Origin of the sequence: Pseudomonas sp. B21-028, from assembly GCF_024749045.1 — a bacterium.
In the GTDB taxonomy this organism is placed as follows: Bacteria; Pseudomonadota; Gammaproteobacteria; order Pseudomonadales; family Pseudomonadaceae; genus Aquipseudomonas.
This window is the reverse complement of record NZ_CP087184.1, coordinates 1,475,911-1,498,217: the sequence shown is the minus strand read 5'-3', so window position 1 is coordinate 1,498,217 and position 22,307 is coordinate 1,475,911. Positions and strand designations below refer to the sequence as shown.

Genomic DNA, 22,307 nt, shown 5'->3' with positions numbered 1-22,307 from the left:
CCCTCCCATGCCCGAGAACACCCTGCGCGCCCACGATGAAGCTTTCTGGCAGACCTTTGTCGACCGCTACGACGTCGCCGCCGATGGACCGCTGAACCTGGAGAACGGCTACTTCGGACGCATGTCGCGGACCGTGGTCGAGGAGTACCAGCGCAATATCGATTTCATCAACCGCAGCAACTCGGTGTACGTGCGCCAGCATTTCGACCGTGAACAAGGCGAGGCGATTCGCCGCCAGGTCGCGGAGTTGATCAAGGCGCCTGCGCAAACCGTGGCGCTGACCCGCAGCGCCGTGGACTCCCTGCAATTGTTGATTCGCAACTACAACGGCCTGAAGCCGGGCGACCAGGTGCTGATCTGTGATCTGGAATACCAGTCGGTCAAGAGCGCCATGCGCTGGCTGGCCCGCCAGCGTGGCGTGGAGCTGATCGAACTGGTCCACCAGCATCCGGCCAGTTTCGAGAGCCTGGTGGGAACTTACCGGGAGGCGTTCATTCGCTACCCGCGCCTGAAACTGATGACGCTGACCTACGTCAACCACCTCACCGGGCTGGTGATGCCGGTACAGGCCATTGCCGAAGCCGCTCGGGAGTTCGATGTCGACATCATCCTCGACGGCGCCCATGCCTTGGGCCAGATCGATTTCGACCTGGCAAAAATGGGTATCCCGTTCGCCGGATTCAATCTGCAGAAATGGATCGGCGGGCCCCTGGCCCTGGGCTTCCTGTACATAGACCCGCAACGCCTGGCCGACATCGACCCGGACATGGACGACAGTCATTACCCGGCAAACGACATCCGCTCGCGCACGCCCCACAGCACACCGAATATTCCGGCCCTGCTGACCCTGCCCCTGGTGTTCGAAGAACACCGCGCCCTGGGCGGCGCCCTGGCCAAAGGTGCGCGACTCTGCTACTTGCGCGACCTCTGGGTCAACGCGGTGCGCGATCTGCCGGGCATCGAAGTCATGACCCCGGATGATCGGCGACTCTACTGTGGCATCACCTCGATGCGCTTTACCGCTCAGGCGGATCAGCAGGCGATGGCCGATCGATTGCTCAACGACTATGGGATCTTCACCGTGGTGCGCCAGACCAGTGTCGGGCCTTGTATCCGTATCACGCCGGGGTTGATCACACTGGCGAGTGATATCGAGCGGCTTACCCGGGCCCTGATCGAGCTGAGCCGCACATAGCCTGCACAGCCCCCCTGTGGCGAGGGGATTTAGCGAAACGTCGCACCGCCCCGCTGGGCTGTGCAACAGCCCCCCAAAAAATGGGGCCGCTGCGCGACCCAGCGGGGATAAATCTCCTCGCCACAGATAAATCCCCTCGCCACAGAATAGGTGCTCCCAACACCAATCAGTGTTCGGCCAAAACCCAGGCAAAAAAAAACGGCGCGCCGACCAAGCGCACCGTAAAGCCGTAGAACACCCAACGAAGTTCGGTAAAACAATCAATCCAGCAGCGCCAGTGCCTCGGCGGTGCATTCCTGGATGCGGGCCCAGTCGCCGTTCTTGATCCATTCCGGATCGAGCATCCAGCTACCGCCCACGCACATCACGTTTTTCAACGCCATGTAGCTCTTGATATTGGCCGGGCCGACGCCACCGGTCGGGCAGAATTTCACTTCACCGAACGGACCGCCCAGGGCCTTGATGGCGGCGACACCGCCACTGACTTCCGCCGGGAACAATTTGAAGCGGCGATAACCCAGACCGTAGCCCTCCATGATGCCGGAGGCGTTGCTGATGCCCGGCAGCAACGGAATCGGGCTGTCGACACTGGCTTCGAGCAGGTCACGGGTGATGCCCGGGGTCACGATGAACTGCGAACCGGCCGCTTCGGCAGCCGCCAGCATTTGGCGGTCGAGCACCGTGCCGGCACCGGTCACCAGTTCCGGACGCTGATCGCGCAGCACCTGGATGGCCTTGAGGCCGAACAGGGAACGCAAGGTCACTTCCAGCGCCGTCAGGCCACCGGCCGCCAGGGCATCGGCCAGCGGCAGGATGTCCTGTTCACGGGCGATGGTGATGACCGGCAGGATCCGCGCCTTGGCGCACAGGTCGTCGATCAGGGTAACTTTGTCCGCCATGGAAACGGTCGGGGATAGGTTTGTCATAGCGGCTGATCCTTGGTTCATGGGCACCAGTAAATCTCTAACGTAGGTTGCAAAAACGCGCGGATCGGCATTTCGGCGACGTTGTCACCGGCCACCGCAGCGTTCAGGGTGGTCAATTTCGATTGACCGGAAATCGACAGCACTTTGTGCTTCGCCGAGGCCAGCAAGGCGCGACTCATGGTCAGGCGCTGGTGCGGCACGGTCGGCGCCAGCATTGGCCAGCAACGACGAGCCCCCTGGATGTCCAAGGCTTCGGCCAGGTTCGGGCTGTCGGGGAACAACGAGGCGGTGTGCCCGTCATCGCCCATGCCCAATACCAGCACATCGATAGGCGGCAGCTCGGCCAGCAGGCGATCCGCCTGCTCGGCGGCAGCCTCCAGGTTGGCACTGGCGCTGTAGAGGCTCAGGAACTGGGCCTTGGCCGCCGGGCCTTGCAACAGGTAACGCTTGAGCAGACCGGCATTGCTGTCGGCATGTTCAACCGGCACCCAGCGCTCGTCCGCCAGGCTCACCACCACTTTCGACCAATCCAGCGTCTGCTTGGCCAGGCTCTGAAAAAATGCCACCGGACTGCGGCCGCCCGACACCACCAGGACCGCCGCGCCACGTGCGCTGATTGCCTCGCGCAGTTGCTCGGCCACCTTCAATGCCAGGCCTTCGGCCAACAGCACCGGGCTCTTGAACCCCAGGGCGCTGACGCCCTGGGGCAGTTTCACTTCAGATATCGCCATACCATGACCTCCCATCCCGCGTGATCAGTGCAATGGAGCTCATCGGCCCCCAGGACCCGGCCGCGTACGGCTTGGGCGCATCACCGGACTTTTTCCACCCGGCGATCAACTGGTCACACCAGGTCCACGCGGCTTCGATTTCATCTTTACGGACAAACAGGTTCTGATTGCCGTTCATGACTTCCAGCAACAACCGCTCGTAGGCATCGGGAATCCGCGCGCTACGCCAGGTGTCGGAAAAGTTGAGTTGCAAAGGACCGCTGCGCAACTGCATGCCCTTGTCCAGGCCCTGGTCCTTGGTCATCACCCGCAGGGAGATCCCTTCGTCCGGTTGCAGGCGAATGATCAGTTTGTTACTGATCTGCAAGCGCTGCTCGGGAGCGAAGATGTAATGGGACGGTTCCTTGAAGTGAATGACGATCTGCGACAGCTTTTGCGGCATGCGCTTGCCAGTACGCAGGTAGAACGGAACCCCGGCCCAACGCCAGTTGCGAATGTCGGCGCGCAGGGCGACGAAGGTTTCGGTGTCGCTCTGGGTGTTGGAGTTGGGCTCTTCCAGGTAGCCCGGAACCGCCTTGCCCTCGCTGTGGCCGGCGATGTACTGGCCGCGCACCACTTGGGTGGTCAGGCCTTCGGGACTGATCGGCGCCAGTGCCTTGAGCACCTTGACCTTCTCGTCCCGGATGCTGTCGGCGGACAGTTCGGCCGGCGGGTCCATGGCGATCAGGCACAGCAGCTGCAACAGGTGGTTCTGGATCATGTCCCGCAGCTGTCCGGCCTTGTCGAAATAGCCCCAGCGGCCTTCGATGCCGACCTTCTCGGCCACGGTGATTTCCACGTGGGAAATGTAATGCTGGTTCCACTGGGTTTCGAACAGGCTGTTGGCGAACCGCAGCGCGATCAGGTTCTGGACCGTCTCTTTGCCCAGGTAGTGGTCGATACGATAGGTGCGGTTCTCCGGGAAGAACTGCGCCACGGCGTCGTTGACCTTGCGCGAGGACTCCAGGTCCGAGCCGATGGGTTTCTCCAGCACGACACGGGTGTTTTCGCTCAAGCCGACCTTCGCCAGGTTCTCGCAGATCGCCCCGTACACCGCCGCTGGCGTGGCGAAATAGGCAATGACCTGCTGGGCCGCCCCGACCTGTTCGGCCAACGCGACATAGTCGTCGGCCTTGAGGAAATCCACATGCAGGTAAGTCAGCCGCGCCATGAAGCGCTCGACCACGGTTTCGTTCAGCTCCTTGTCGCCCACATAGCGGCGCAGTTCCGTGGCGATGAACGCCAGGTGCTGCTGCTCGCTGCCGGCTTCACGGGCCAACGCGATGATTCGCGTGTCCTCATGCAGCAGGCCGGCGCCGTCGAGTTGGTAAAGGGCAGGAAACAGCTTGCGCAGGGCCAGATCGCCCAGCGCGCCGAACAAGGCAAAGGTGCACGGTTCAACCGTTATCGAAGGCATGATGTTTGTTCTTTTATCAAGTTAGGCTACAAATACCTTTTTTTAAGGCATCACTCAAGGGAAAATGTAGTAATAACCACAACATTTTCCGAAAATACCGATTCCGAGTGGTGGTCCGTCGGAGCCATCAGTAGGATAGGCCACCGCAAAGGGTCGTATCAAAGACCCGTCTTTCTAGGAATCGTCTATGGACCGCGTGCGAAATTTACTGGAGCAGATCCAGAGTCGCCTTGAAGACCTGAACAAGGCAGAACGCAAGGTGGCCGAGGTGATCCTGCTCAACCCACAGCAGGCCACCCGTTTCAGCATCGCCGCCCTAGCCCAGGCCGCGTCGGTCAGCGAGCCCACGGTCAACCGTTTCTGCCGTTCGTTCGGCGTCAGCGGCTACCCGGAGCTCAAGCTGCAACTGGCCCAGAGCCTGGCCAGCGGCGCCGCTTATGTCAGCCGTGCAGTAGAGGCCGACGACAACCCCGAAGCCTACACCCAGAAAATCTTTGGCAGTGCCATTGCTTCGTTGGACAGTGCCTGCCAGGCACTTGATCCAAATTTGATCAGCCGCGCCGTGGACCTGCTGATCCAGGCCCGCCAGATCCACTTCTTCGGCCTCGGCGCCTCGGCCCCGGTGGCACTGGACGCCCAGCACAAGTTTTTCCGCTTCAACCTGGCAGTGACCGCCCATGCCGACGTGCTGATGCAGCGCATGATCGCGTCGGTGGCCCACACTGGTGAGCTGTTCGTGATCATTTCCTACACCGGCCGCACCCGCGAACTGGTGGAAGTGGCGCGCATCGCCCGGGAGAACGGCGCTTCGGTATTGGGCCTCACCGCGGAAAACTCCCCCCTGGCCAAGGCCAGTACCCTGAGCCTGAACATTCCGCTCCCCGAAGACACCGACATCTACATGCCGATGACCTCGCGGATCATTCAGCTCACGGTGCTGGATGTGCTCGCCACCGGGATGACCCTGCGCCGGGGCGTGGATTTCCAGCCGCACCTGCGCAAGATCAAGGAAAGCCTGAACGCCAGCCGGTATCCGGTGGGGGATGAGTTCAACTGATTCGGCTCAGGAGCTTTGGCGTCTGTTAGTCCGTCTTCGCGAGCAAGCCCGCTCCCACAAGGGAATGCATTTCAAATGTGGGAGCGGGCTTGCTCGCGAAGAGGTCGGTAGCAACTACAAATCCTCAATCAAGCCCCACCCGCGCCTGCAGACTCAGGTGCGCCCGCTCCCCCGGTGCCAGGCACAGGCTGTCGGTGCCGCCGCTGGCCGCTTCGACGCAGACGAACTCGCTGACTTCATCCCAGCTCACCCCCAGCAACGGCCGGGTACCGGGATGCCACACCACCGTGTCGGCGCTGTCGCCGGTATCGATGCACAATGCTCGCTGCCAGGCATGGTCCTTGAGCTGCAACTCCCCTTCGTGCTGAAACACCCGCTGGCAGCCGCCTTCGACCCGCAACTCACCTTCCTGCTGGCAGACCGCGCGGTTCAGATGGTCGTAACCTTGCGCGCCTTCCAGCCCAGACAGCGCTACCTCGCCGACGTCGCCAATACGCCAGTAGGCATGCAAAGCCTGGCTCAACTGGCACGGCAAGCTGTCCTGGTGCTCGGTGCTCAGGCGCAGCTCCATGCGCTCGCCAAGATCTGCGTGCAAGTCCACCTGCCAGTCGCACAACTGCAATTGCCAATGCAGATGCACGCCATCGTCGTCGCTGCGGCTGTCCAGCAGCTTCCAGTCGATCAGCCGCGCCCAGCCATGGGACGGCCAGGCGTTTTCGCTCGGATGACGGCCATACCACGGCCAGCACACCGGCACTCCACCCCGTATCGCCCCGACCTGGGGCCATTTGGCCGCGCACCACAACCAGGGTTTCTGCCCGCGGGGCTGGAAATGCAGCAACTGCGCACCCTGGCGACTGAACACCGCTTGGCACAGTGGATGATCGATCACCAACACATCGCGCTGCCGATAGCGCTCCCACGCAAACACCGGGCGCTCGCGCAAGGATCTGAAAAAGCGTTGCAGTGGATGCTCATACATGGGCCGCGGTCCTGGAAATCATTGAACTCTCAACTGGCTATTTGTGGCGAGGTAGCTCGCTGTGGGAGCAAAGCTTGCTCGCGACACAGGCGCCTCGGCTCTGGGGCAAACCGCAAACCGCATTCAGCTTCATCGCGGGCAAGCCTTGCTCCCACAGCTGACCTCCCTGCGCGGGACTCCCCAAAAAAAAGCGGACAGCCTTGGCCGTCCGCAAATTATGCGCACATAGAGAGGAGCTTATCGCAACAGCGTTAGAACACCGACTGAATTTTCAGGCCGGCCACCAGCGCGTTGTCCACCTCATCGACGCCACCCGGGTGGGTGATGTATTGCAGGTTGGGACGTACGGTCAGCCAGTTGGTCACGTGGACACCGTAGTTGAGCTCGTAGTTGTACTCGGTGCTACGCAGCGGCGCGAACAGTGGGTCGTTGTAATCGGTCACACCATTGGCAGCGTTGGTCAGCTCGGCGTTTTTCTTCACGTCCTCGTTGACATGGATACGGGAGAAACCGATGCCGATGTCATCTTTAGGACGAGCATCGAACGGCCCCTTGTACACGAACATCAGCGACTGGTAGTTATCGACAATGTTGGTGTCCTTGTCGTGGAACGTCGCGTTGGCTGCGATATTCAGGCCGCGGGACGCATCACCGTTGTGGGTGGTGAGTTGCTGCTGCGCCACGAACCAGTAGCCATGCTTGCTGTTGTGGCTGCGATAGGCGTTCTGGGTGGTCGCGGCATCGTCGCCGTTGTCGTCTTCACGGACGTCATTGGCATCGGCCGTGCTCTTGTAGTAACCGACACGGTATTCACCCGGCAGGCTGTTGACCTTCGGCGACCAGACCAGTTCGACCGGGATCACGGTGCCCTTGGTACCACTGCCGCTGAGCTTGAAGCCGTTGCCATGTTCCAGCTGCGAAGGGTTCTGGTTGTAGGCACCGATCTGCGCATAGAACTCAGGCGTGATGTTGTACTTCACGCGCAGAGCAGCCTGCATGACTGGCCAGTTGTACCAGATACCGGTGGCCCAGTTACCCACTTGGGAGCCGCAGAACGCCAGGTTCTGGAATTCGCAAGGGAAGGTGTTGAAGTCTTCGCCTTCGCCGAAGTAACCAGCCTTGACATCCAGCTTGCCATCGAGGAACTGGTGCTTGATCCACAGTTGGGTCAGACGGACCATGTGGCCACGGCCGTAGACTTCCTGGGAGGAACTCAAGGTGCCGGCACGCGGGTCGCCGACGCGGTCGTTGGAAATGTTTTCGCCGTTACGGTTGGTCAGCTGGATCTTGGCCTGGGTGTTATCCCAGCCCCACAGCTTTTGCAGGTCCAGTGCCACGCCCAGACCGAACTGGTCGGCGTAACGCGCGGTCTTGTCGTTGTTGTAGCCGCCGTGCAGGTTGCCACCCACTTCACCGACGTAGTCAGCCTTGATGTCGATACCCTGCTCGATCAGCTTGGTCCGCTCACCACCCCAGTCACCCGTCATCCACTGCGAGTCGGCGCTGAACGCGTCGGCAGCGTGTGCGCTACCGGCCAGCATCATAGCCGCAACGGCTGATAACTGGCAGATAAGCCGGGCATTGTTTTTCGTCTTCATCCCTACATTCCTCGTCTTTATTGTTATTAACTGTTTTTATTTTTCTAACGCGGTTTACAACGATTGCGCTGGGCAGTCCCCCACCCACCGCATACTTCTTTTTGTGGGAGCGAGCCTGGGTGGGAGCTGAGCTTGCTCGCGATGAAGACGCCTCGGTCTTTTGGATGACCGCGTTATCGTTCTTCGCGAACAAGCTTTGCTCCCACAGGCTCGCCCCCACATTTGCTCTTCACCGGCCTTTGAACTGCGCCACGTTCGGCGCTCGCTCCTGGGCTTGTGCCTGACCAGCGACTCCTAAGCGTTCGCCGGTCTGAGCATCAAATAGTAATACTTTTTGCGGGTCAAGCTGAAGCGTCATCGTTTCTCCGGCCCGTGGCGCCGCGTCCGGCGCCAGGCGGCAGCAAACTTTGGTGTCATTTAGACTGACAAATACCAGGGTGTCCGGGCCGGTGGGCTCGGTGACCTGGACTTCGGCACGAATGGTCGGCAAACCGTTCGGCTCGCTGCCAGCCAGTAAGATCTGTTCCGGACGCATGCCAAGAATCACTTCGCGGTCTTCCAGGCCGGCATCCTGCAGGCCCAATGGCAACTCGCAACGGGCCTGACCGCTGTCGAGCAGCGCCACCAGGCGACCTTCCTTGCGCTGCAGGCGCAGGGGAATGAAGTTCATCGGCGGCGAACCGATGAAACTCGCCACGAACAGGTTGGCCGGGTTGGTGTAGATCTCTTCCGGCGTGCCGAACTGCTGGATGATCCCGTCCTTCATCACCGCCACTTTGTCGCCCAGGGTCATGGCCTCGATCTGGTCGTGGGTCACATAAACCGTGGTGGTCTTCAGGCGCTGGTGCATCAGTTTCATTTCGGTGCGCATCTCGACCCGCAGCTTGGCGTCGAGGTTGGACAGCGGTTCGTCGAACAGATAGATCTTCGGCCGCCGCGCCAGGGCTCGGCCCATGGCCACGCGTTGCTGCTGGCCACCGGAGAGCTGGCCGGGCTTGCGATTGAGCAGGTGTTCGATCTGCAACAGCTTGGCAACCCGGGCCACTTCCTCGTCGATGGCCGATTGCGGCATCTTGCGGATCTTCAAGCCGAACTCGATGTTCTCGCGCACGCTCATGGTCGGGTACAGCGCATAGGACTGGAACACCATGGCGATGTCGCGATCCTTGGGGCTCATGCCGCTGACGTCCTGGTCGCCGATCATGATCGCGCCGCCAGTGATGGTTTCCAGGCCGGCGATGCAGTTCATGAGGGTCGACTTGCCGCAGCCCGAAGGCCCGACGAGGATCAGGAACTCACCGTCCTTGATCGACAGTTCGATGTTCTTCAGGGTGTCGGGCAGGCCGACGCCGTAAGTCTTGTTTACATTGCGAAGTTCGAGCGTTGCCATGATTACCCCTTGACCGCGCCGGCCGTCAGCCCGCGCACGAAATACTTGCCTGCGACCACATAGACCAGCAGGGTCGGCAGCCCGGCGATCATCGCCGCCGCCATATCAACGTTATATTCCTTGGCCCCGGTGCTGGTGTTGACCAGGTTGTTCAACGCCACCGTGATGGGTTGCGAATCGCCGCTGGAGAACACCACGCCGAACAGGAAGTCGTTCCAGATCTGCGTGAACTGCCAGATCAGGCAGACCATGATGATCGGCGTCGACATCGGCAGGATGATCATGCGGAAGATGGTGAAGAAACCCGCACCGTCCAGGCGCGCCGCCTTCACCAGCGCATCAGGAATGCTGACGTAGTAGTTGCGGAAGAACAGCGTGGTGAACGCCAGGCCATACACCACGTGCACGAACACCAGGCCGGTGGTGGTGCTGGCCAGGCCCATCTTGCCGAGGGTGAACGAGGCCGGCAGCAGTACGGTCTGGAACGGCAGGAAGCAACCGAACAACAGCAACCCGAAGAACAGCTGCGAACCGCGAAAGCGCCACATCGACAAGACATAGCCGTTCAGTGCACCGACGGCGGTGGATATCAGCACCGCAGGCACGGTGATTTTGATCGAGTTCCAGAAGTAACCGTTGACCGAGGCCCAGGCCTTGACCCAGCCGATGCCGCTGACCACGGTCGGCCAGCTCAACAGGTTGCCGGTGCTGATGTCCTCCGGGGTCTTGAAGCTGGTCAACAGCATGACCACCAGCGGAACCAGGTAAAGCAGTACGGCGAGGATCAGCACTGCGTAGATCGCGATGCGACTCAGGCTGATGCCGGGTTTGGTGGCGAGACTAGTCATGACGCTTGGCCCTCAGCTCGGAATACAGGTAAGGCACGATGATCGCGAGGATCGCGCCGAGCATCAGGATCGCACTGGCCGAGCCCATGCCCATCTGGCCGCGGCTGAAGGTGAAGGAGTACATGAACATGGCAGGCAGGTCGGACGAATAGCCCGGGCCACCGGCCGTCATGGCCGCCACCAGGTCGAAACTCTTGATCGCGATGTGCGCCAGGATCATCACGGCGCTGAAGAACACCGGACGCAGGCTCGGCAGGACCACTTTCCAGTAGATCCTGGGCATGCTCGCGCCATCGATCTGCGCGGCGCGGATGATCGATTGATCGACACCCCGCAGGCCGGCCAGGAACATCGCCATGATGAAGCCCGAGGCTTGCCATACCGCGGCGATCACCAGGCAATACACCACGCGATCCGGGTCGATCAGCCAGTCCAGGCGAAAACCTTCCCAGCCCCAGTCACGCAGCAGCTTGTCCAGGCCCATGCCCGGGTTGAGCAGCCACTTCCAGGCGGTACCGGTCACGATCATGGAGAGCGCCATCGGGTACAGGTAAATGGTGCGGATGAAACCTTCGCGACGGATACGCTGGTCGAGGAAGACGGCCAGCAGCACGCCTATCACCAGGGTGACGCCAATGAACATGCCACCGAACACCGCGAGGTTCTTGCTCGCGACCCACCAGCGGTCGTTGTCGAACAACCGGGCGTATTGCGCCAGGCCGACCCATTTATAGGTGGGGAGGAAAGTCGAGTTGGTGAACGAAAGAAGAAACGTCCACAGGATGTAGCCGTAAAAGCCCACCAGGACGATGAACATGCTGGGCGCCAGCACCAGTTTGGGAAGCCAGCGCTGCAACGCATCGAACGGCGAGGCCTTGCTGAACACAGCAACAGAGCTCATGGGGAAATCCAGTACTTGAAAACTACAGTGACATCCCTTGTGGGAATCGCCTGTGTGGGGCCCGAGCTTGCTCGCGATGAAAACGCCTCGGTCTTTCGACGGACCGCGTTATGTTCATCGCGAGCAAGCTTTGCTCCCACAGGCTCGCTCCCGGGGATCCAGGTATTAACCGTTACTTCGCGGACTTGACCGCAGCGCCGAGTTTCTTGGCAGTGTCGGCAGGGCTGGCGCTCGGGTCGTTGATGTAGTTGGTCACCACGTCAAAGAACGCGCCTTGTACCGCCAACGTGGTCGCCATGTTGTGCGCCATGCTCGGCTGCAAGCCACCGGTCGTGGCGTCGGTCAGGAAGTCCTTGGCGGCGGTCTGGGCGCAGGAGTCGAAACCGTACTTGCCCATGTCCTTCAACATGTCATTACGAACCGGGATCGAACCTTTGTTGATGCTGAAGACCTTCTGGAAGTTTTCACCCAGCACGACCTTGGCAATGTCCTGCTGACCGGCGGAAGTGCCCTTGTCTTTCTGCTTGAACACCGCCAGGGAGTCGATGTTGTAGGTGAAAGCCTTGTCGGTACCCGGGAAGGCTACGCATTCGTAATCCTTGCCGGCGACTTTCTTGGCCGCTGTCCACTCGCTCTTGGCCCAGTCACCCATGATCTGCATGCCGGCCTTGCCGTTGATGACCTTGGCCGCCTCGAGGTTCCAGTCCTGGCCCTTGCCGTCCGCGTCCATGTAGGTCGCGACTTTCTTCAGCTCGGTCAGGGCCTTGACCATTTCAGGCCCGGTCAGCGCAGCGTTGTCCAGGTCGACCAGGGCTTTCTTGTAGCCATCGGCGCCCATGACCGACAGCACCACGGCTTCGAACACGGTGCTGTCCTGCCAAGGCTGGCCACCGTGGGCGAGCGGAATGAAACCCGCCGCCTTCAGCTTGTCGCCAGCGGCATAGAATTCTTCGAGGGTGGTCGGGTTCTTCGTGATGCCGGCTTTCTTGAAGACTTCCGGGTTGATCCACAACCAGTTGACGCGGTGGATGTTCACCGGCACGGCCACGTAGTCGCCTTCGTACTTCACGGTATCGGAGACTTTCTTGTCGAGAAGGGAGTCCCACTTCTCTTCTTTGGCAACGCCTTTGAGGACGTCGCTGTCGAGCAGCCCGGTGGACGCCCATTCCTGGATGTCAGGGCCCTTGATCTGGGCAACGCCAGGCGGGTTGCCGGCGACTGCGCGGCTTTTCAGCACGGTCATGGCCGTGGCACCACCACCGCCGGCGACGGCACCGTCTTTCCAGGTGAAACCGTCCTTCTCGACTTGGGCCTTCAGGACATCAACAGCTGCCTTTTCACCGCCCGAGGTCCACCAATGCACAACTTCGACCGTCCCTTTCGAGTCGGCGGCAAAAGCACTGAGGGGAAACAACGAGGCAATGGAAACAGCAACTGCGAGGCGATTAATCGCGTTCATCTGAGTACCTTTTTTTTGTTGTTATGCCTGCAAGCCTGTGGCTTGCGCTGCATGGATTCTAAACAGGGGGATTCCCTTCACAGGTAACGAAGGGATGCGTAAATGTCACGACATGGTTACACGGTTGCCGGAGCTGAAAATTGCGCCAGGGCCGAGGCCATGCTCGGCGCCAGGGGCAGGCGTGGAATCAGCACCGCCTGCCAGGCGTGATACAGGTCAGGCTTGCCCGGCCAGATGTCGGCACTGGGGCGGTTCTGCGGATCGAGTTCGTGGTGCCAGCTGCCGTTGCACCGGTCGATGAAGTGCTTCTCGCAAAACTCCCAGAAGCACCGGTACCAGGTTTCGTATTGCGCCTCGTCGGTGCGCTTGAGCAATGCGCTGGCAGCCGCCGCCGCTTCGGCATGGACCCAGTGCAGGCGATGGCGGACCACCGCGCGATTGTCCCAATCCAGCGTGTAGACAATGCCAGGCGCGCCATCGACGTCCCAGCCGTGACGGCAGTTCTGCTCGAACAGTTTCTGCGCATCCTGGACCAGCCAGCCCGGGGTCAGCATGCCGATCCGCACCCGAGCGGCCTCGAGGTGCAAGAGCAGGCGGGCCCATTCGAAACCGTGGCCCGGCGTGGTGCCATACGGCCGGAAGCCATCGGCGGGATTGTCGTGGTTGTATTCGCGCAGCGGCTGCCAGTGGCGGTCAAAATGTTCCACCACCAGATAATCATTGGCCGCCGCGTGGCCGTGGATCACCCGTTCGACGATGCGCAGCGCGCGGGCGAGCCAGCGCGGATCGTCGGTGACATCGGCAAGCGCCAGGAAGGCTTCGGTGGCGTGCATGTTGCTGTTGGCGCCGCGATAGGCTTCCTCGACACTCCAGTCACGGTTGAAGGATTCGCACAGGGCGCCCTCTTCCTCACTCCAGAAATGCGTGTCGATGACCCGCACGGCCTCGTCCAGCAGCGCCTGGGCACCGGGACGCTGGGCCACCACGGCGGAACTGGCGGCCAGGGCCACGAAAGCATGCAGGTAGGCGGCTTTGCCGGTGTCGTCTTCATGGGGTTGCGTCGTGGCAAACCAGCCGCCGTATTCGGCGTCCCGCAAAGGGCCGCTGAGGGCCTCGATGCCGTGGTCCACCAATTCGGCGAAACCCGGCAGACCCTGGACATGGGCCATGGCGAAGCTGTGGGTCATGCGGGCGGTGTTCATGGTTTCAGCCCGGGCCCCGGTCGGCAGGCAGCCGCGCTCGTCCAGGTTGCCGAAACCGTCCGGCAGCCTCGACGCCTTGGCGAATGCCAGCAACCGCAAGCCTTCGGCGGCGAGCCATTGCTGGTGGGCAGGTGCGTTCAGCCAACTGCTGAAGGCCGGTTGGAAGGTGTCCATCAGGCGTACCTTTTTGTTGTTTTTGACGCAGGGAGTCTAAACAAGGGAGGACGGAGGGCAGGTAACGAAAGGGGCGAGTTATGTCACCACTCCGTTACAAAACAGAAGACGCCATCGCGAGCAGGCTCGCTCCCACAGGGGGTGTGAGCGCCTTGGACCCCTTGTGGGAGCGAGCCTGCTCGCGATGAACGATAACGCGGTCTCGCTAATCGACACTGCGAGGCAGCTGCAACGTCACCCGCAACCCACCCTCGCGCAGGTTCTGCAGGCTCACCTCGCCACCATGGCTGTGGGCAATGTTGCGGGCGATACCCAGCCCCAGGCCATATCCCTGCTGCTGCCCGGCCAGACGGAAATGCGGTTCGAAAACCTGCTCGAGACGCTGCTCCGGCACGCCCGGACCTTCATCGTCGACGTGCAGGACGAATGCGGTTTCATCGTCGTCGATGTGCAGATGGGCGTTCTGCCCGTATTTCAAGGCGTTGTCGATCAGGTTGCCGATGCAGCGCTTGAGCGCCAGCGGCTTGCCGGGATACGGCGCCAGTGCCCGGCCATCCTGGGTCACACGGCCGTTGCCGTTGGGGGCAAGGTAAGGTTCCACCAGGCAATCGAGCACATGGTTGAGGTCCACCGGCTCGATGTTTTCATGGATGTCGGTGTCCTTGACGCATTGCAGCGCCCCTTTGACCAGCAATTCCAACTCGTCCAGGTCGCGGCCGAACTTGGCCTGCAGGTTCTCATCCTCCAGCAGTTCGACCCGTAGCCGCAGGCGGGTGATCGGCGTGCGCAGGTCATGGGAAATCGCGCTGAACAACTGGCTGCGCTCGGTCAGGTAGCGGCTGATGCGCTCTCGCATGGCATTGAATGCCCGGCCCACCTCGACCACTTCGCTGCCGCCACCTTCGGCCACCGGTTCCACTTCGGCGCCCAGAGACATGTCCCGGGCCGCCCGGGCCAGGCGCTTGAGTGGCCGGCTCTGCCAGTGCACGAGCAAGCCGATGAACAGCAGCAACAGGCTGCTGGTCAGGACGATGAAGCCGACCTGTTGCTTCGGCAGGTCCTGCTCTTCGAGGCTGGTGTAGGGTTCGGGCAGCAGCGAGGCGATGTACAACCATTCGCCCGGCGCCATCTGGATCTGCGTGACCAGCACCGGCGGGTTCACGGGTTCAAGCGTCAAGGCGTAATGAGCCCACGAGCGTGGTAACTCGTCGAGCTTCAGTCCGCCGTTGAAAATCCGTAGGTCGTCGGGGCTGACGAAAGTCACGGAAATATCGGTGTTATTGCCCAGGGACCTGCGCAGCACTTCGTCCACCGCCTTGAGCACCGCCAGTTTGCGCGGCGTGACCGGTAGCACGTCCATGCCCAGGGGCTTGTCATTGAGCGTGACGACAAACCGCGTGCCGCCCATGCTGCGCAATTGGTCCAGCACCAGCGGCCGGTACGCCACCGGCAACGAACGCAGGTAGCTGACGCTGGCCGTCATCGAATGGGCCAGGCTGCGGGCGCTGGTGACCAGGCCTTCGAGCTGGGTGGCGCGCAGTTGCGACACCCAAATGACGCTGGACAACGTCTGGGCGAACAGTACCACCAGCAAGGTCAGCAACAGCATCCTTCCAAGCAGCGAGCGCGGCACCGGCACCCGTCGGGCGACTTTCCTGGCCCAGTCAATGACCATTGCTGGCAACCACATTGGCCGCCAATTGATAACCACTGCCGCGCACCGTGCGGATCAGCCGTGGCGGCTTGTCGGTATCACGCAAGCGCTGGCGCAGGCGACTGACCGCCATGTCGACGATCCGGTCCAGGGGCATCAGCTCCCGACCCCGGGTGGCGTTGCCGATGGTGTCGCGGTCGAGGATTTCCTGGGGATGATCGAGAAACAGCTTGAGCAGGGCGAAATCGGCGCCGGAGAGAATCACTTCCTCGCCGTCGGTGTGAAACAGCCGATGGCTGACCATGTCCAGCCGCCACTCGTCGAAGGCCAGCACCTCACCGCCGGAGCGCTCCTGGCCGAACTGTGCCCGGCGCAACAGGGCCTTGATGCGCGCCTGCAATTCACGCGGGCTGAACGGCTTGCCGAGATAATCATCGGCCCCCAGTTCCAGGCCGATGACCCGGTCGGCCTCGTCGGAACTGGCAGTGAGCATGATGATCGGCACGTGGGCCTGGCGCGGGTGCTGGCGAACCCAGCGGCACAGGCTGAAGCCGTCTTCGTCGGGCAGCATCACGTCGAGGATCACCAGATCGCTCGGCGCGTCGTTCAACGCCTGGCGAAACCCGGCGCCATCGGGCGTGGTCCGCACCTGGAACCCCGCACGACTGAGGTAAGTGTCCAGCAGCTCGCGAATCTCCTGGTCGTCGTCGACCAACAAAATCGATTTGTTTACTGAACTCACGGGGCCGCGTCCTTGTTGTTTGGATTAGTGCGGATTATGCCTGATGGGGAAAGCCTATAAACACACCACAAACCCTTGTGGGAGCGGGCTTGTGCGGGAGCCGAGCTTGCTCGCGATAAAGACGCCTCGATCCATTGACCGTGTTTTCGTTCATCGCGAGCAAGCTTTGCTCCCACAGGCTCGCTCCCACAGGGGGACTGCATTTCAGCTGGCCGACTGCTCCAGCGCCACGCCCGCGCCCATCAGGCCGGAGTACGGCGCGGTGACCAGCCAGACCGGAATGCCCTTGAAGTAATCGCTCATGCAGCCCTTGTCGGCGAAGCAGCGGGCGAAGCCGCTTTCGAGGAAGAAATCGGCAAACCGGGGGATCACCCCGCCGACGATGTATACACCACCTCGGCCGCCCACCGTCAGCACGTTGTTGCCGGCCACGCGTCCCAGCCAGCGGCAGAACTGCTCCAGCACTTCCAGGGCGATGGGGTCACCGGCCAGGCCGGCGGCGGTGATGGATTCGGGAGTATCGAGCACGGGCTCATGCCCGTCCACCGCGCAGATCGCCCGATACACCCGGGGCAAGCCGCTGCCGCTCAGGGCGGTTTCGGCGCTGACGTGACCGATCTCGTTGTAGATGTGCTGCCAGAGCTGGGTTTCCCGCGAGCTGCTCATCGGCAGGTCGACATGACCGCCCTCCCCCGGCAACGCCGCAAAGCGACCGTCACCCAGATCCAGCAATGTACCGACGCCCAGCCCCGTGCCCGGCCCGATCACCACCGCCGGACGCATCGGCTCCGGGGTGCCTTCGCACACGACCCGGTACTCATCGGGGCGCAAGCGGGTCATGCCCAGGGCCATGGCTGAGAAGTCGTTGACCAGCAACAGCTTCTCGACCTGCAAGGTCTTGCAGAACGCCAGGTTGCTAAGGCGCCAGTGGTTATTGGTGAAGCGAAACAGATCGCCCGCCACCGGGCCGGCCACCGACAGGCACACCGAGCCAATGGCGCCAGGCGCCAGGCCCATGCCGCTCAGGTACACCTTGATGGCATCTTCAGGACAGGCGTAATCCGCCGTCGCCAGCACCTGGACATTTTCCAGGTTGTGGTTCTTCCACAACGCGAAGCGCGCGTTGGTCCCACCGATGTCACCGACCAGGGCCAGTTTCAATTAATCGTCTCCAGTGCAGCCGTGAAGGCGCTGGCGCCCTGCTCTGCCGAGCTGAAGGCCATGCGCATGAAACCGAACAGTTCGCGACCGGTGCCGATGTTGTTGCCCAACAGGCCCTTGGCCGGTTCGCGTGCGGCAAATTCCTCGGCGTCCACCTTCAATTCCAGGGTGCCTTTGACGCCGTCGACACGGATGATATCGCCCTCCTGCACCCGGGCCAACGCACCGCCGACGTAAGCTTCGGGGCTGACATGGATCGCCGCCGGAATTTTCCCCGAGGCGCCGGACATGCGCCCGTCGGTCACCAGCGCCACTTTGAAACCGCGATCCTGCAACGAACCGAGGAACGGGGTCATCTTGTGCAGCTCCGGCATGCCGTTGGAGCGTGGCCCCTGGAAGCGCATTACCGCGACAAAATCCTTCTCCAGCAGCCCGGCCTTGAACGCGTCCGCCAGGTCCTGCTGGTCCTGGAAAACCATGGCCGGCGCTTCGACGATCTGGTTCTCCAGGGCCACGGCGGAGACTTTCATCACGCCACGGCCCAGGTTGCCTTCCATCACCCGCAAGCCGCCTTCCGGCGAGAACGCACGGGCCACCGGGCGCAGGATGTTTTCGTCGAGGCTTTCGATCGGGCCGTCGCGCCACACCAGCTCGCCATCCTCAAGGAACGGTTCCTGGGTGTAGCGGCTCAGGCCGTGACCGAGCACGGTGTTGACGTTTTCGTGGAGCAGGCCGGCTTCCAGCAGTTCGCGGATCAGGAACGACATGCCGCCCGCCGCCTGGAAGTGGTTGATGTCGGCCTTGCCGTTCGGGTAGACGTGGCTCAGGGTCGGCACCACCTCGGAGAGGTCGGCCATGTCCTGCCAGGTCAATTGAATACCCGCCGCCATGGCGATGGCCGGCATGTGCAAGGTGTGGTTGGTCGAGCCGCCGGTGGCGTGCAGCGCGACGATGGAATTGACCAGCGAGCGTTCGTCGACGATTTCGCCGATGGGCATGAAGTTGCCGCTCTGCTTGGTCATGCGCGTCACCTGGAACGCCGCTTCGCGGGTCAGGGCATCGCGCAGCGGGGTGTTCGGGTTGACGAACGAGGCGCCCGGCAAGTGCAGGCCCATCACTTCCATCAGCAGCTGGTTGGTGTTGGCGGTGCCGTAGAAGGTACACGTGCCGGGGCTGTGGTAGGACTTCATCTCCGACTCCAACAGCTCTTCGCGAGTGGCCTTGCCCTCGGCGTAACGCTGGCGCACGTCAGCCTTTTCCTTGTTGGAAATGCCGGACACCATCGGCCCGCCGGGCACGAAAATCGTCGGCAGGTGACCGAAGCGCAGCGCTCCCATCATCAGGCCCGGGACGATCTTGTCGCAGATGCCGAGCATCAGCGCGCCGTCGAACATGTTGTGGGACAACGCCACCGCCGTGGACATCGCGATCACTTCGCGACTCGGCAGGCTCAGCTCCATCCCCGCCTCGCCCTGGGTGACGCCGTCGCACATGGCCGGCGTGCCGCCCGCGAACTGGCCGACCGAGCCGATCTCGCGCAGGGCCTTCTTGATCTGTTCCGGGAAGGTTTCGTAGGGCTGGTGGGCCGAGAGCATGTCGTTGTAGGACGACACGATGGCGATGTTGGCGGCGTTCATCATCCGCAGGTGATGCTTGTCTTCGCTGCCGCAACCGGCCACGCCATGGGCGAAGTTGGCGCATTGCAGCTTGCCGCGCATCGGACCGTCGCTGGCAGCACCGCGGATCAATGCAAGGTAAGCCTGACGCGTGGCGCGGCTGCGGGCGATAAGCCGTTCGGTGACCTCAAGAACGCGGGGATGCATGTGTAGAACTCCAGGCTAACGGGTGTGGCGACCTGATTGTCTATGCTGGTCAGAGCCGGTTGCGCGCCCCGTGATAGAGAAGGCGACAAACGGTTTTTGACCAATCGGACCAGTTGATTCAGGTCACTCGTTGTAGATAAAACAAAATATTGCCATCAAAAAGGCTTGTTTTCTATTTTTATGCGAATAATCTTGTAATTCCAACAACAAATCGACGGCGGCGCAGTTAATGACTCTTCGAATCGCAATCAATGGTTTTGGCCGCATCGGCCGCAACGTCCTCCGTGCACTGTATACCCAAGGCTATCGTCGCGACTTGCAGATCGTCGCCATCAACGACCTGGGCGACAGTGCAATCAATGCTCATCTGCTCAAGTACGACACCGTCCACGGCACTTTCGATGCCGAGGTGCAGCACGATAACGAAAGCCTGACGGTCAATGGCGACCGCATCGCGGTCAGCGCCATCCGCAACCCGGCCGAACTGCCTTGGGCCGCCGAGAAGATCGATGTGGTGTTCGAGTGCACCGGGCTGTTCACCGACCGCGTCAAAGCCGCCGCCCATATCAGCGCCGGCGCCCGCAAGGTGATCATCTCGGCCCCGGCCAAGGGCGCCGACGCCACGGTGGTGTATGGCGTGAACCACGACATCCTGCGCCAGTCCCACCAGATCATTTCCAACGCTTCGTGCACCACCAATTGCCTGGCCCCGGTGGCCCAGGTGCTGCATCGCGAGCTGGGCATCGAAAGCGGCCTGATGACCACCATCCATGCCTACACCAACGACCAGAACCTGACCGACGTCTACCACACCGACCCGTACCGCGCCCGCTCGGCCACCCAGAACATGATCCCGAGCAAGACCGGTGCCGCCGAAGCGGTGGGCCTGGTGCTGCCGGAACTGGCGGGCAAGCTGACCGGCATGGCCGTACGCGTGCCGGTGATCAACGTGTCCCTGGTGGACCTGACCGTGCAGCTCAAGCGCGAAGCCTCGGCCGAAGACGTCAACGAACTGCTGCGCCAGGCCAGCCAGCATTCGAAGATCCTCGGCTACAACACCCTGCCGCTGGTCTCCAGTGACTTCAACCACAACCCGCTGTCGTCGATCTTCGACGCCAACCACACCAAGGTCAGCGGCAAGCTGCTCAAGGTACTGGCCTGGTATGACAACGAATGGGGCTTCTCCAACCGCATGCTCGATAACTGCCTGGCGTTGTGCAACGCCGAGTGATCGAGCACGGCTGTTGAGCTCTTTTGTGGGAGCGAGCCTGCTCGCGATAGCGGTATGTCAGTCAGCATTTTTTTCGACTGACACACCGCTATCGCGAGCAGGCTCGCTCCCACAGTGGTTTTCGGGTAGTGATGAAATCCGGGCTTGACCCATCGAGTAGATGATAAGCATTATCATCTACTCGAATCGGATCGGGCCTCACCGTGAGTCAATCGCGCTTTCACCACGTCTTCCTCGCCCAGCGCATACCCCTGCTGCGCACCCTCGAGCGCATGGTCAACAACCCCAGTACCGCCGAAGACCTGCTCCAGGAAACCTATCTGCGGGTCTCCCGCGCCGTGGGCGAACGCACCGTCGAGCACCTCGAACCCTTTGTCTTCCAGACCGCCCGCAACCTGGCGCGGGATCATTTGCGTGCCCGACGCATGCAGTCCCGGACCGTGCTGGACGATGTGCCGCTGGAGGTCGTCCACAATGTGGTCGCGCCCCAGAGCAGCGCCGAAGACGCCGCCCATGCCGAACAGATGCTTGAGCGCCTCAACGTCAGCCTGCAAGCGCTGAGTCCGCGTCAACAGCGGATTTTCATTCTCAGCCGCCTGCATGGCCATGGTTATCAGGACATCGCCGCAGAGCTGGGTGTGTCCCTGAGTACCGTGCAAAAGGAACTGAAACTGATCATGGCGATCTGTGTGAGGAGTTGTCAGTTATAAGCTTCAAGCGACAAGCCACAAGCAGCGCATGCTTGCCATCCGTTGCTTGCCGCTCGTAGTTTGTCGCTTGCCACCAATGCCGAGTAACCACCGTGACGGATAATTACCACGCTCCCGAGTCTGCGTCAGCACAGGACACCGCCCATGCCATGGAGCAGGCGCTGGACTGGCTGATCCTGCTGGACAACCCCAGCCAGGAGCAGGCCCGGCAATTCCAGGTCTGGCTGGCGGCTGATCCGCGCCATGGCGAAGCATTCCTCAGGGCCCAGACCCTCTGGAACGGCCCGCAAGTAAAAGAGAGTGCCCGACAGCTCCAGGCCGCCTCCAGGGTGAGCGCGTTGTCACGCCTGCGCGCCCATTGGAAACCCCTGGCCACCGCTGCCGTGCTGTTTCTCGGCTTGTTCAATTTCAGCGACCTGCCCCTGCATTTCCAGGCCGATCACCTGACGGTGGTCGGTGAACGCCAGCGCGTGCAACTGGAGGACGGCTCCAAGGTCCTGCTCAACACCGACTCGGCCTTTTCCAGCACCTTCAACGAACAGCGCCACGTGGCCCGGTTGTACAAGGGCGAAGCGTTTTTCGAGGTGCCCGACACTCGCAGCCTGCCACTGGAGATCGACGCCGGGCCGGTCACCGCCAGTGTCAGCAACACCACGTTCGCGGTGCGCTACCTCGACGGCGTGGCCCAGGTTCAGGTCCAGCGTGGCGACGTGGACCTGCGGGCCAACCGCAACGACACCCATGTCCGGCTCTCGGCCGGAGAAAGCATCCGCATCGGCCCCAACGGCTTCGACCGCCCGGCCCCGCTCGACGCCAGCACCGACCTGGCCTGGGTCCAGGGTCGGCTGGTGTTCGAGAACCGGCCGCTGAGCCAGGTTCTGGCCGAACTGCGGCGCTATTACCCCGGCTGGATCATCAACCGCAACGAGCAATTGGCCCAAGTCGCGGTGACCGGTAACTACCGCCTCGACCAGCCGCTGGACGTGGTTCGCTCCCTGGCTCACATCACCTCTGCACAGCTTCAGGAATTCCCCGCGCTGGTGATCCTGAACTAAATGAGAATTATT

The 22,307-nt window shown here is 61.8% G+C and carries 19 protein-coding genes; 5 read left to right on the top strand and 14 right to left on the bottom strand.

Annotation, left to right across the window (positions count from 1 at the left end):
• Positions 1-7: 7 nt before the first annotated feature.
• Positions 8-1,195, top strand: coding sequence for an aminotransferase class V-fold PLP-dependent enzyme (locus LOY35_RS06765; protein WP_258631614.1), 1,188 nt, complete (start codon positions 8-10; stop codon positions 1,193-1,195).
• Between the two features lie 260 nt (positions 1,196-1,455).
• Here LOY35_RS06765 and LOY35_RS06760 read toward each other — a convergent pair whose 3' ends face one another.
• Genes LOY35_RS06760 through zwf form a run of 3 tightly spaced genes read right to left on the bottom strand, consistent with a single transcriptional unit; the run spans position 1,456 to position 4,308 of the window.
• Positions 1,456-2,121: a bifunctional 4-hydroxy-2-oxoglutarate aldolase/2-dehydro-3-deoxy-phosphogluconate aldolase gene (locus tag LOY35_RS06760; protein ID WP_258631612.1), complete on the bottom strand. Its 666-nt coding sequence runs from the start codon at positions 2,119-2,121 to the stop codon at positions 1,456-1,458.
• A 17-nt stretch (positions 2,122-2,138) separates the two neighbouring features.
• Positions 2,139-2,852: a 6-phosphogluconolactonase gene (gene pgl, locus LOY35_RS06755; RefSeq protein ID WP_258631609.1), complete on the bottom strand. Its 714-nt coding sequence runs from the start codon at positions 2,850-2,852 to the stop codon at positions 2,139-2,141.
• Positions 2,839-4,308: a glucose-6-phosphate dehydrogenase gene (zwf, locus tag LOY35_RS06750; RefSeq protein WP_258631606.1), complete on the bottom strand. Its 1,470-nt coding sequence runs from the start codon at positions 4,306-4,308 to the stop codon at positions 2,839-2,841. The genes pgl and zwf overlap by 14 nt, the downstream gene beginning before the upstream one ends.
• A 196-nt stretch (positions 4,309-4,504) precedes the next feature.
• Here zwf and LOY35_RS06745 point away from each other — a divergent pair, with 196 nt between their 5' ends.
• The gene (locus tag LOY35_RS06745; protein WP_171057240.1) at positions 4,505-5,365 is read left to right on the top strand and encodes a MurR/RpiR family transcriptional regulator; all 861 of its coding nucleotides are present in this window, start codon (positions 4,505-4,507) and stop codon (positions 5,363-5,365) included.
• Positions 5,366-5,489: 124 nt separating this feature from the next.
• Here the strand turns inward: LOY35_RS06745 and LOY35_RS06740 are convergent, their stop codons facing one another.
• The 11 genes from LOY35_RS06740 to edd form a co-directional block, all read right to left on the bottom strand.
• On the bottom strand, positions 5,490-6,347 hold the full coding sequence (locus LOY35_RS06740) for a D-hexose-6-phosphate mutarotase (RefSeq protein WP_258631605.1): 858 nt from the start codon (positions 6,345-6,347) through the stop codon (positions 5,490-5,492).
• Between the two features lie 251 nt (positions 6,348-6,598).
• Positions 6,599-7,945: a carbohydrate porin gene (locus LOY35_RS06735; protein ID WP_258631602.1), complete on the bottom strand. Its 1,347-nt coding sequence runs from the start codon at positions 7,943-7,945 to the stop codon at positions 6,599-6,601.
• Positions 7,946-8,174: 229 nt separating this feature from the next.
• The gene (locus tag LOY35_RS06730) at positions 8,175-9,335 is read right to left on the bottom strand and encodes an ABC transporter ATP-binding protein (protein WP_258631601.1); all 1,161 of its coding nucleotides are present in this window, start codon (positions 9,333-9,335) and stop codon (positions 8,175-8,177) included.
• Between the two features lie 2 nt (positions 9,336-9,337).
• A complete protein-coding gene (locus LOY35_RS06725) occupies positions 9,338-10,183 on the bottom strand; it encodes a carbohydrate ABC transporter permease (RefSeq protein ID WP_258631599.1) in 846 nt (281 codons plus the stop codon).
• Positions 10,176-11,084, bottom strand: a complete 909-nt coding sequence (locus tag LOY35_RS06720) for a carbohydrate ABC transporter permease (protein ID WP_258631597.1) — start codon at positions 11,082-11,084, stop codon at positions 10,176-10,178. The genes LOY35_RS06725 and LOY35_RS06720 overlap by 8 nt, the downstream gene beginning before the upstream one ends.
• A gap of 172 nt (positions 11,085-11,256) precedes the next feature.
• The gene (locus LOY35_RS06715) at positions 11,257-12,543 is read right to left on the bottom strand and encodes an ABC transporter substrate-binding protein (protein WP_258631595.1); all 1,287 of its coding nucleotides are present in this window, start codon (positions 12,541-12,543) and stop codon (positions 11,257-11,259) included.
• A gap of 116 nt (positions 12,544-12,659) precedes the next feature.
• A complete protein-coding gene (locus LOY35_RS06710; RefSeq protein ID WP_258631593.1) occupies positions 12,660-13,919 on the bottom strand; it encodes an AGE family epimerase/isomerase in 1,260 nt (419 codons plus the stop codon).
• A gap of 205 nt (positions 13,920-14,124) precedes the next feature.
• Positions 14,125-15,594 carry an ATP-binding protein gene (locus LOY35_RS06705; RefSeq protein WP_258631591.1) on the bottom strand — a complete coding sequence of 490 codons (1,470 nt, stop codon included), beginning with the start codon at positions 15,592-15,594 and terminating at the stop codon, positions 14,125-14,127.
• Entirely contained in the window at positions 15,584-16,315 is a 732-nt protein-coding gene (locus tag LOY35_RS06700; RefSeq protein ID WP_024776388.1) for a response regulator, read from the bottom strand. The genes LOY35_RS06705 and LOY35_RS06700 overlap by 11 nt, the downstream gene beginning before the upstream one ends.
• Before the next feature lie 204 nt (positions 16,316-16,519).
• Positions 16,520-17,476 carry a glucokinase gene (locus tag LOY35_RS06695; RefSeq protein ID WP_258631589.1) on the bottom strand — a complete coding sequence of 319 codons (957 nt, stop codon included), beginning with the start codon at positions 17,474-17,476 and terminating at the stop codon, positions 16,520-16,522.
• Positions 17,473-19,299: a phosphogluconate dehydratase gene (gene edd / locus LOY35_RS06690; protein WP_041022916.1), complete on the bottom strand. Its 1,827-nt coding sequence runs from the start codon at positions 19,297-19,299 to the stop codon at positions 17,473-17,475. Before edd ends, LOY35_RS06695 begins: the two co-directional genes overlap by 4 nt.
• 229 nt (positions 19,300-19,528) lie before the next feature.
• Between edd and gap the strand changes: the two genes are divergently transcribed.
• The 3 genes from gap (at position 19,529) to LOY35_RS06675 (ending at position 22,295) form a co-directional block, all read left to right on the top strand.
• Complete coding sequence (gene gap / locus LOY35_RS06685) at positions 19,529-20,530, top strand: type I glyceraldehyde-3-phosphate dehydrogenase (protein ID WP_258631586.1); 1,002 nt, start codon at positions 19,529-19,531, stop codon at positions 20,528-20,530.
• Positions 20,531-20,733: 203 nt separating this feature from the next.
• On the top strand, positions 20,734-21,240 hold the full coding sequence (locus LOY35_RS06680; RefSeq protein ID WP_258631585.1) for an RNA polymerase sigma factor: 507 nt from the start codon (positions 20,734-20,736) through the stop codon (positions 21,238-21,240).
• A gap of 149 nt (positions 21,241-21,389) precedes the next feature.
• Entirely contained in the window at positions 21,390-22,295 is a 906-nt protein-coding gene (locus LOY35_RS06675; RefSeq protein WP_408981249.1) for a FecR family protein, read from the top strand.
• Positions 22,296-22,307 lie beyond the last annotated feature (12 nt).

What these genes read in the sequence shown, in the direction of transcription:
- LOY35_RS06760 (WP_258631612.1), bottom strand. Translation starts at nt 2,121, where the DNA reads ATGACAAACCTATCCCCGACCGTTTCCATGGCGGACAAAGTTACCCTG.
- LOY35_RS06710 (WP_258631593.1), bottom strand. Translation starts at nt 13,919, where the DNA reads ATGGACACCTTCCAACCGGCCTTCAGCAGTTGGCTGAACGCACCTGCC.
- LOY35_RS06675 (WP_408981249.1), top strand. Translation starts at nt 21,390, where the DNA reads ATGGAGCAGGCGCTGGACTGGCTGATCCTGCTGGACAACCCCAGCCAG.
- LOY35_RS06725 (WP_258631599.1), bottom strand. Translation starts at nt 10,183, where the DNA reads ATGACTAGTCTCGCCACCAAACCCGGCATCAGCCTGAGTCGCATCGCG.
- gap (WP_258631586.1), top strand. Translation starts at nt 19,529, where the DNA reads ATGACTCTTCGAATCGCAATCAATGGTTTTGGCCGCATCGGCCGCAAC.
- LOY35_RS06765 (WP_258631614.1), top strand. Translation starts at nt 8, where the DNA reads ATGCCCGAGAACACCCTGCGCGCCCACGATGAAGCTTTCTGGCAGACC.
- pgl (WP_258631609.1), bottom strand. Translation starts at nt 2,852, where the DNA reads ATGGCGATATCTGAAGTGAAACTGCCCCAGGGCGTCAGCGCCCTGGGG.
- edd (WP_041022916.1), bottom strand. Translation starts at nt 19,299, where the DNA reads ATGCATCCCCGCGTTCTTGAGGTCACCGAACGGCTTATCGCCCGCAGC.
- LOY35_RS06715 (WP_258631595.1), bottom strand. Translation starts at nt 12,543, where the DNA reads ATGAACGCGATTAATCGCCTCGCAGTTGCTGTTTCCATTGCCTCGTTG.
- LOY35_RS06705 (WP_258631591.1), bottom strand. Translation starts at nt 15,594, where the DNA reads ATGGTCATTGACTGGGCCAGGAAAGTCGCCCGACGGGTGCCGGTGCCG.
- zwf (WP_258631606.1), bottom strand. Translation starts at nt 4,308, where the DNA reads ATGCCTTCGATAACGGTTGAACCGTGCACCTTTGCCTTGTTCGGCGCG.
- LOY35_RS06720 (WP_258631597.1), bottom strand. Translation starts at nt 11,084, where the DNA reads ATGAGCTCTGTTGCTGTGTTCAGCAAGGCCTCGCCGTTCGATGCGTTG.
- LOY35_RS06735 (WP_258631602.1), bottom strand. Translation starts at nt 7,945, where the DNA reads ATGAAGACGAAAAACAATGCCCGGCTTATCTGCCAGTTATCAGCCGTT.
- LOY35_RS06740 (WP_258631605.1), bottom strand. Translation starts at nt 6,347, where the DNA reads ATGTATGAGCATCCACTGCAACGCTTTTTCAGATCCTTGCGCGAGCGC.
- LOY35_RS06730 (WP_258631601.1), bottom strand. Translation starts at nt 9,335, where the DNA reads ATGGCAACGCTCGAACTTCGCAATGTAAACAAGACTTACGGCGTCGGC.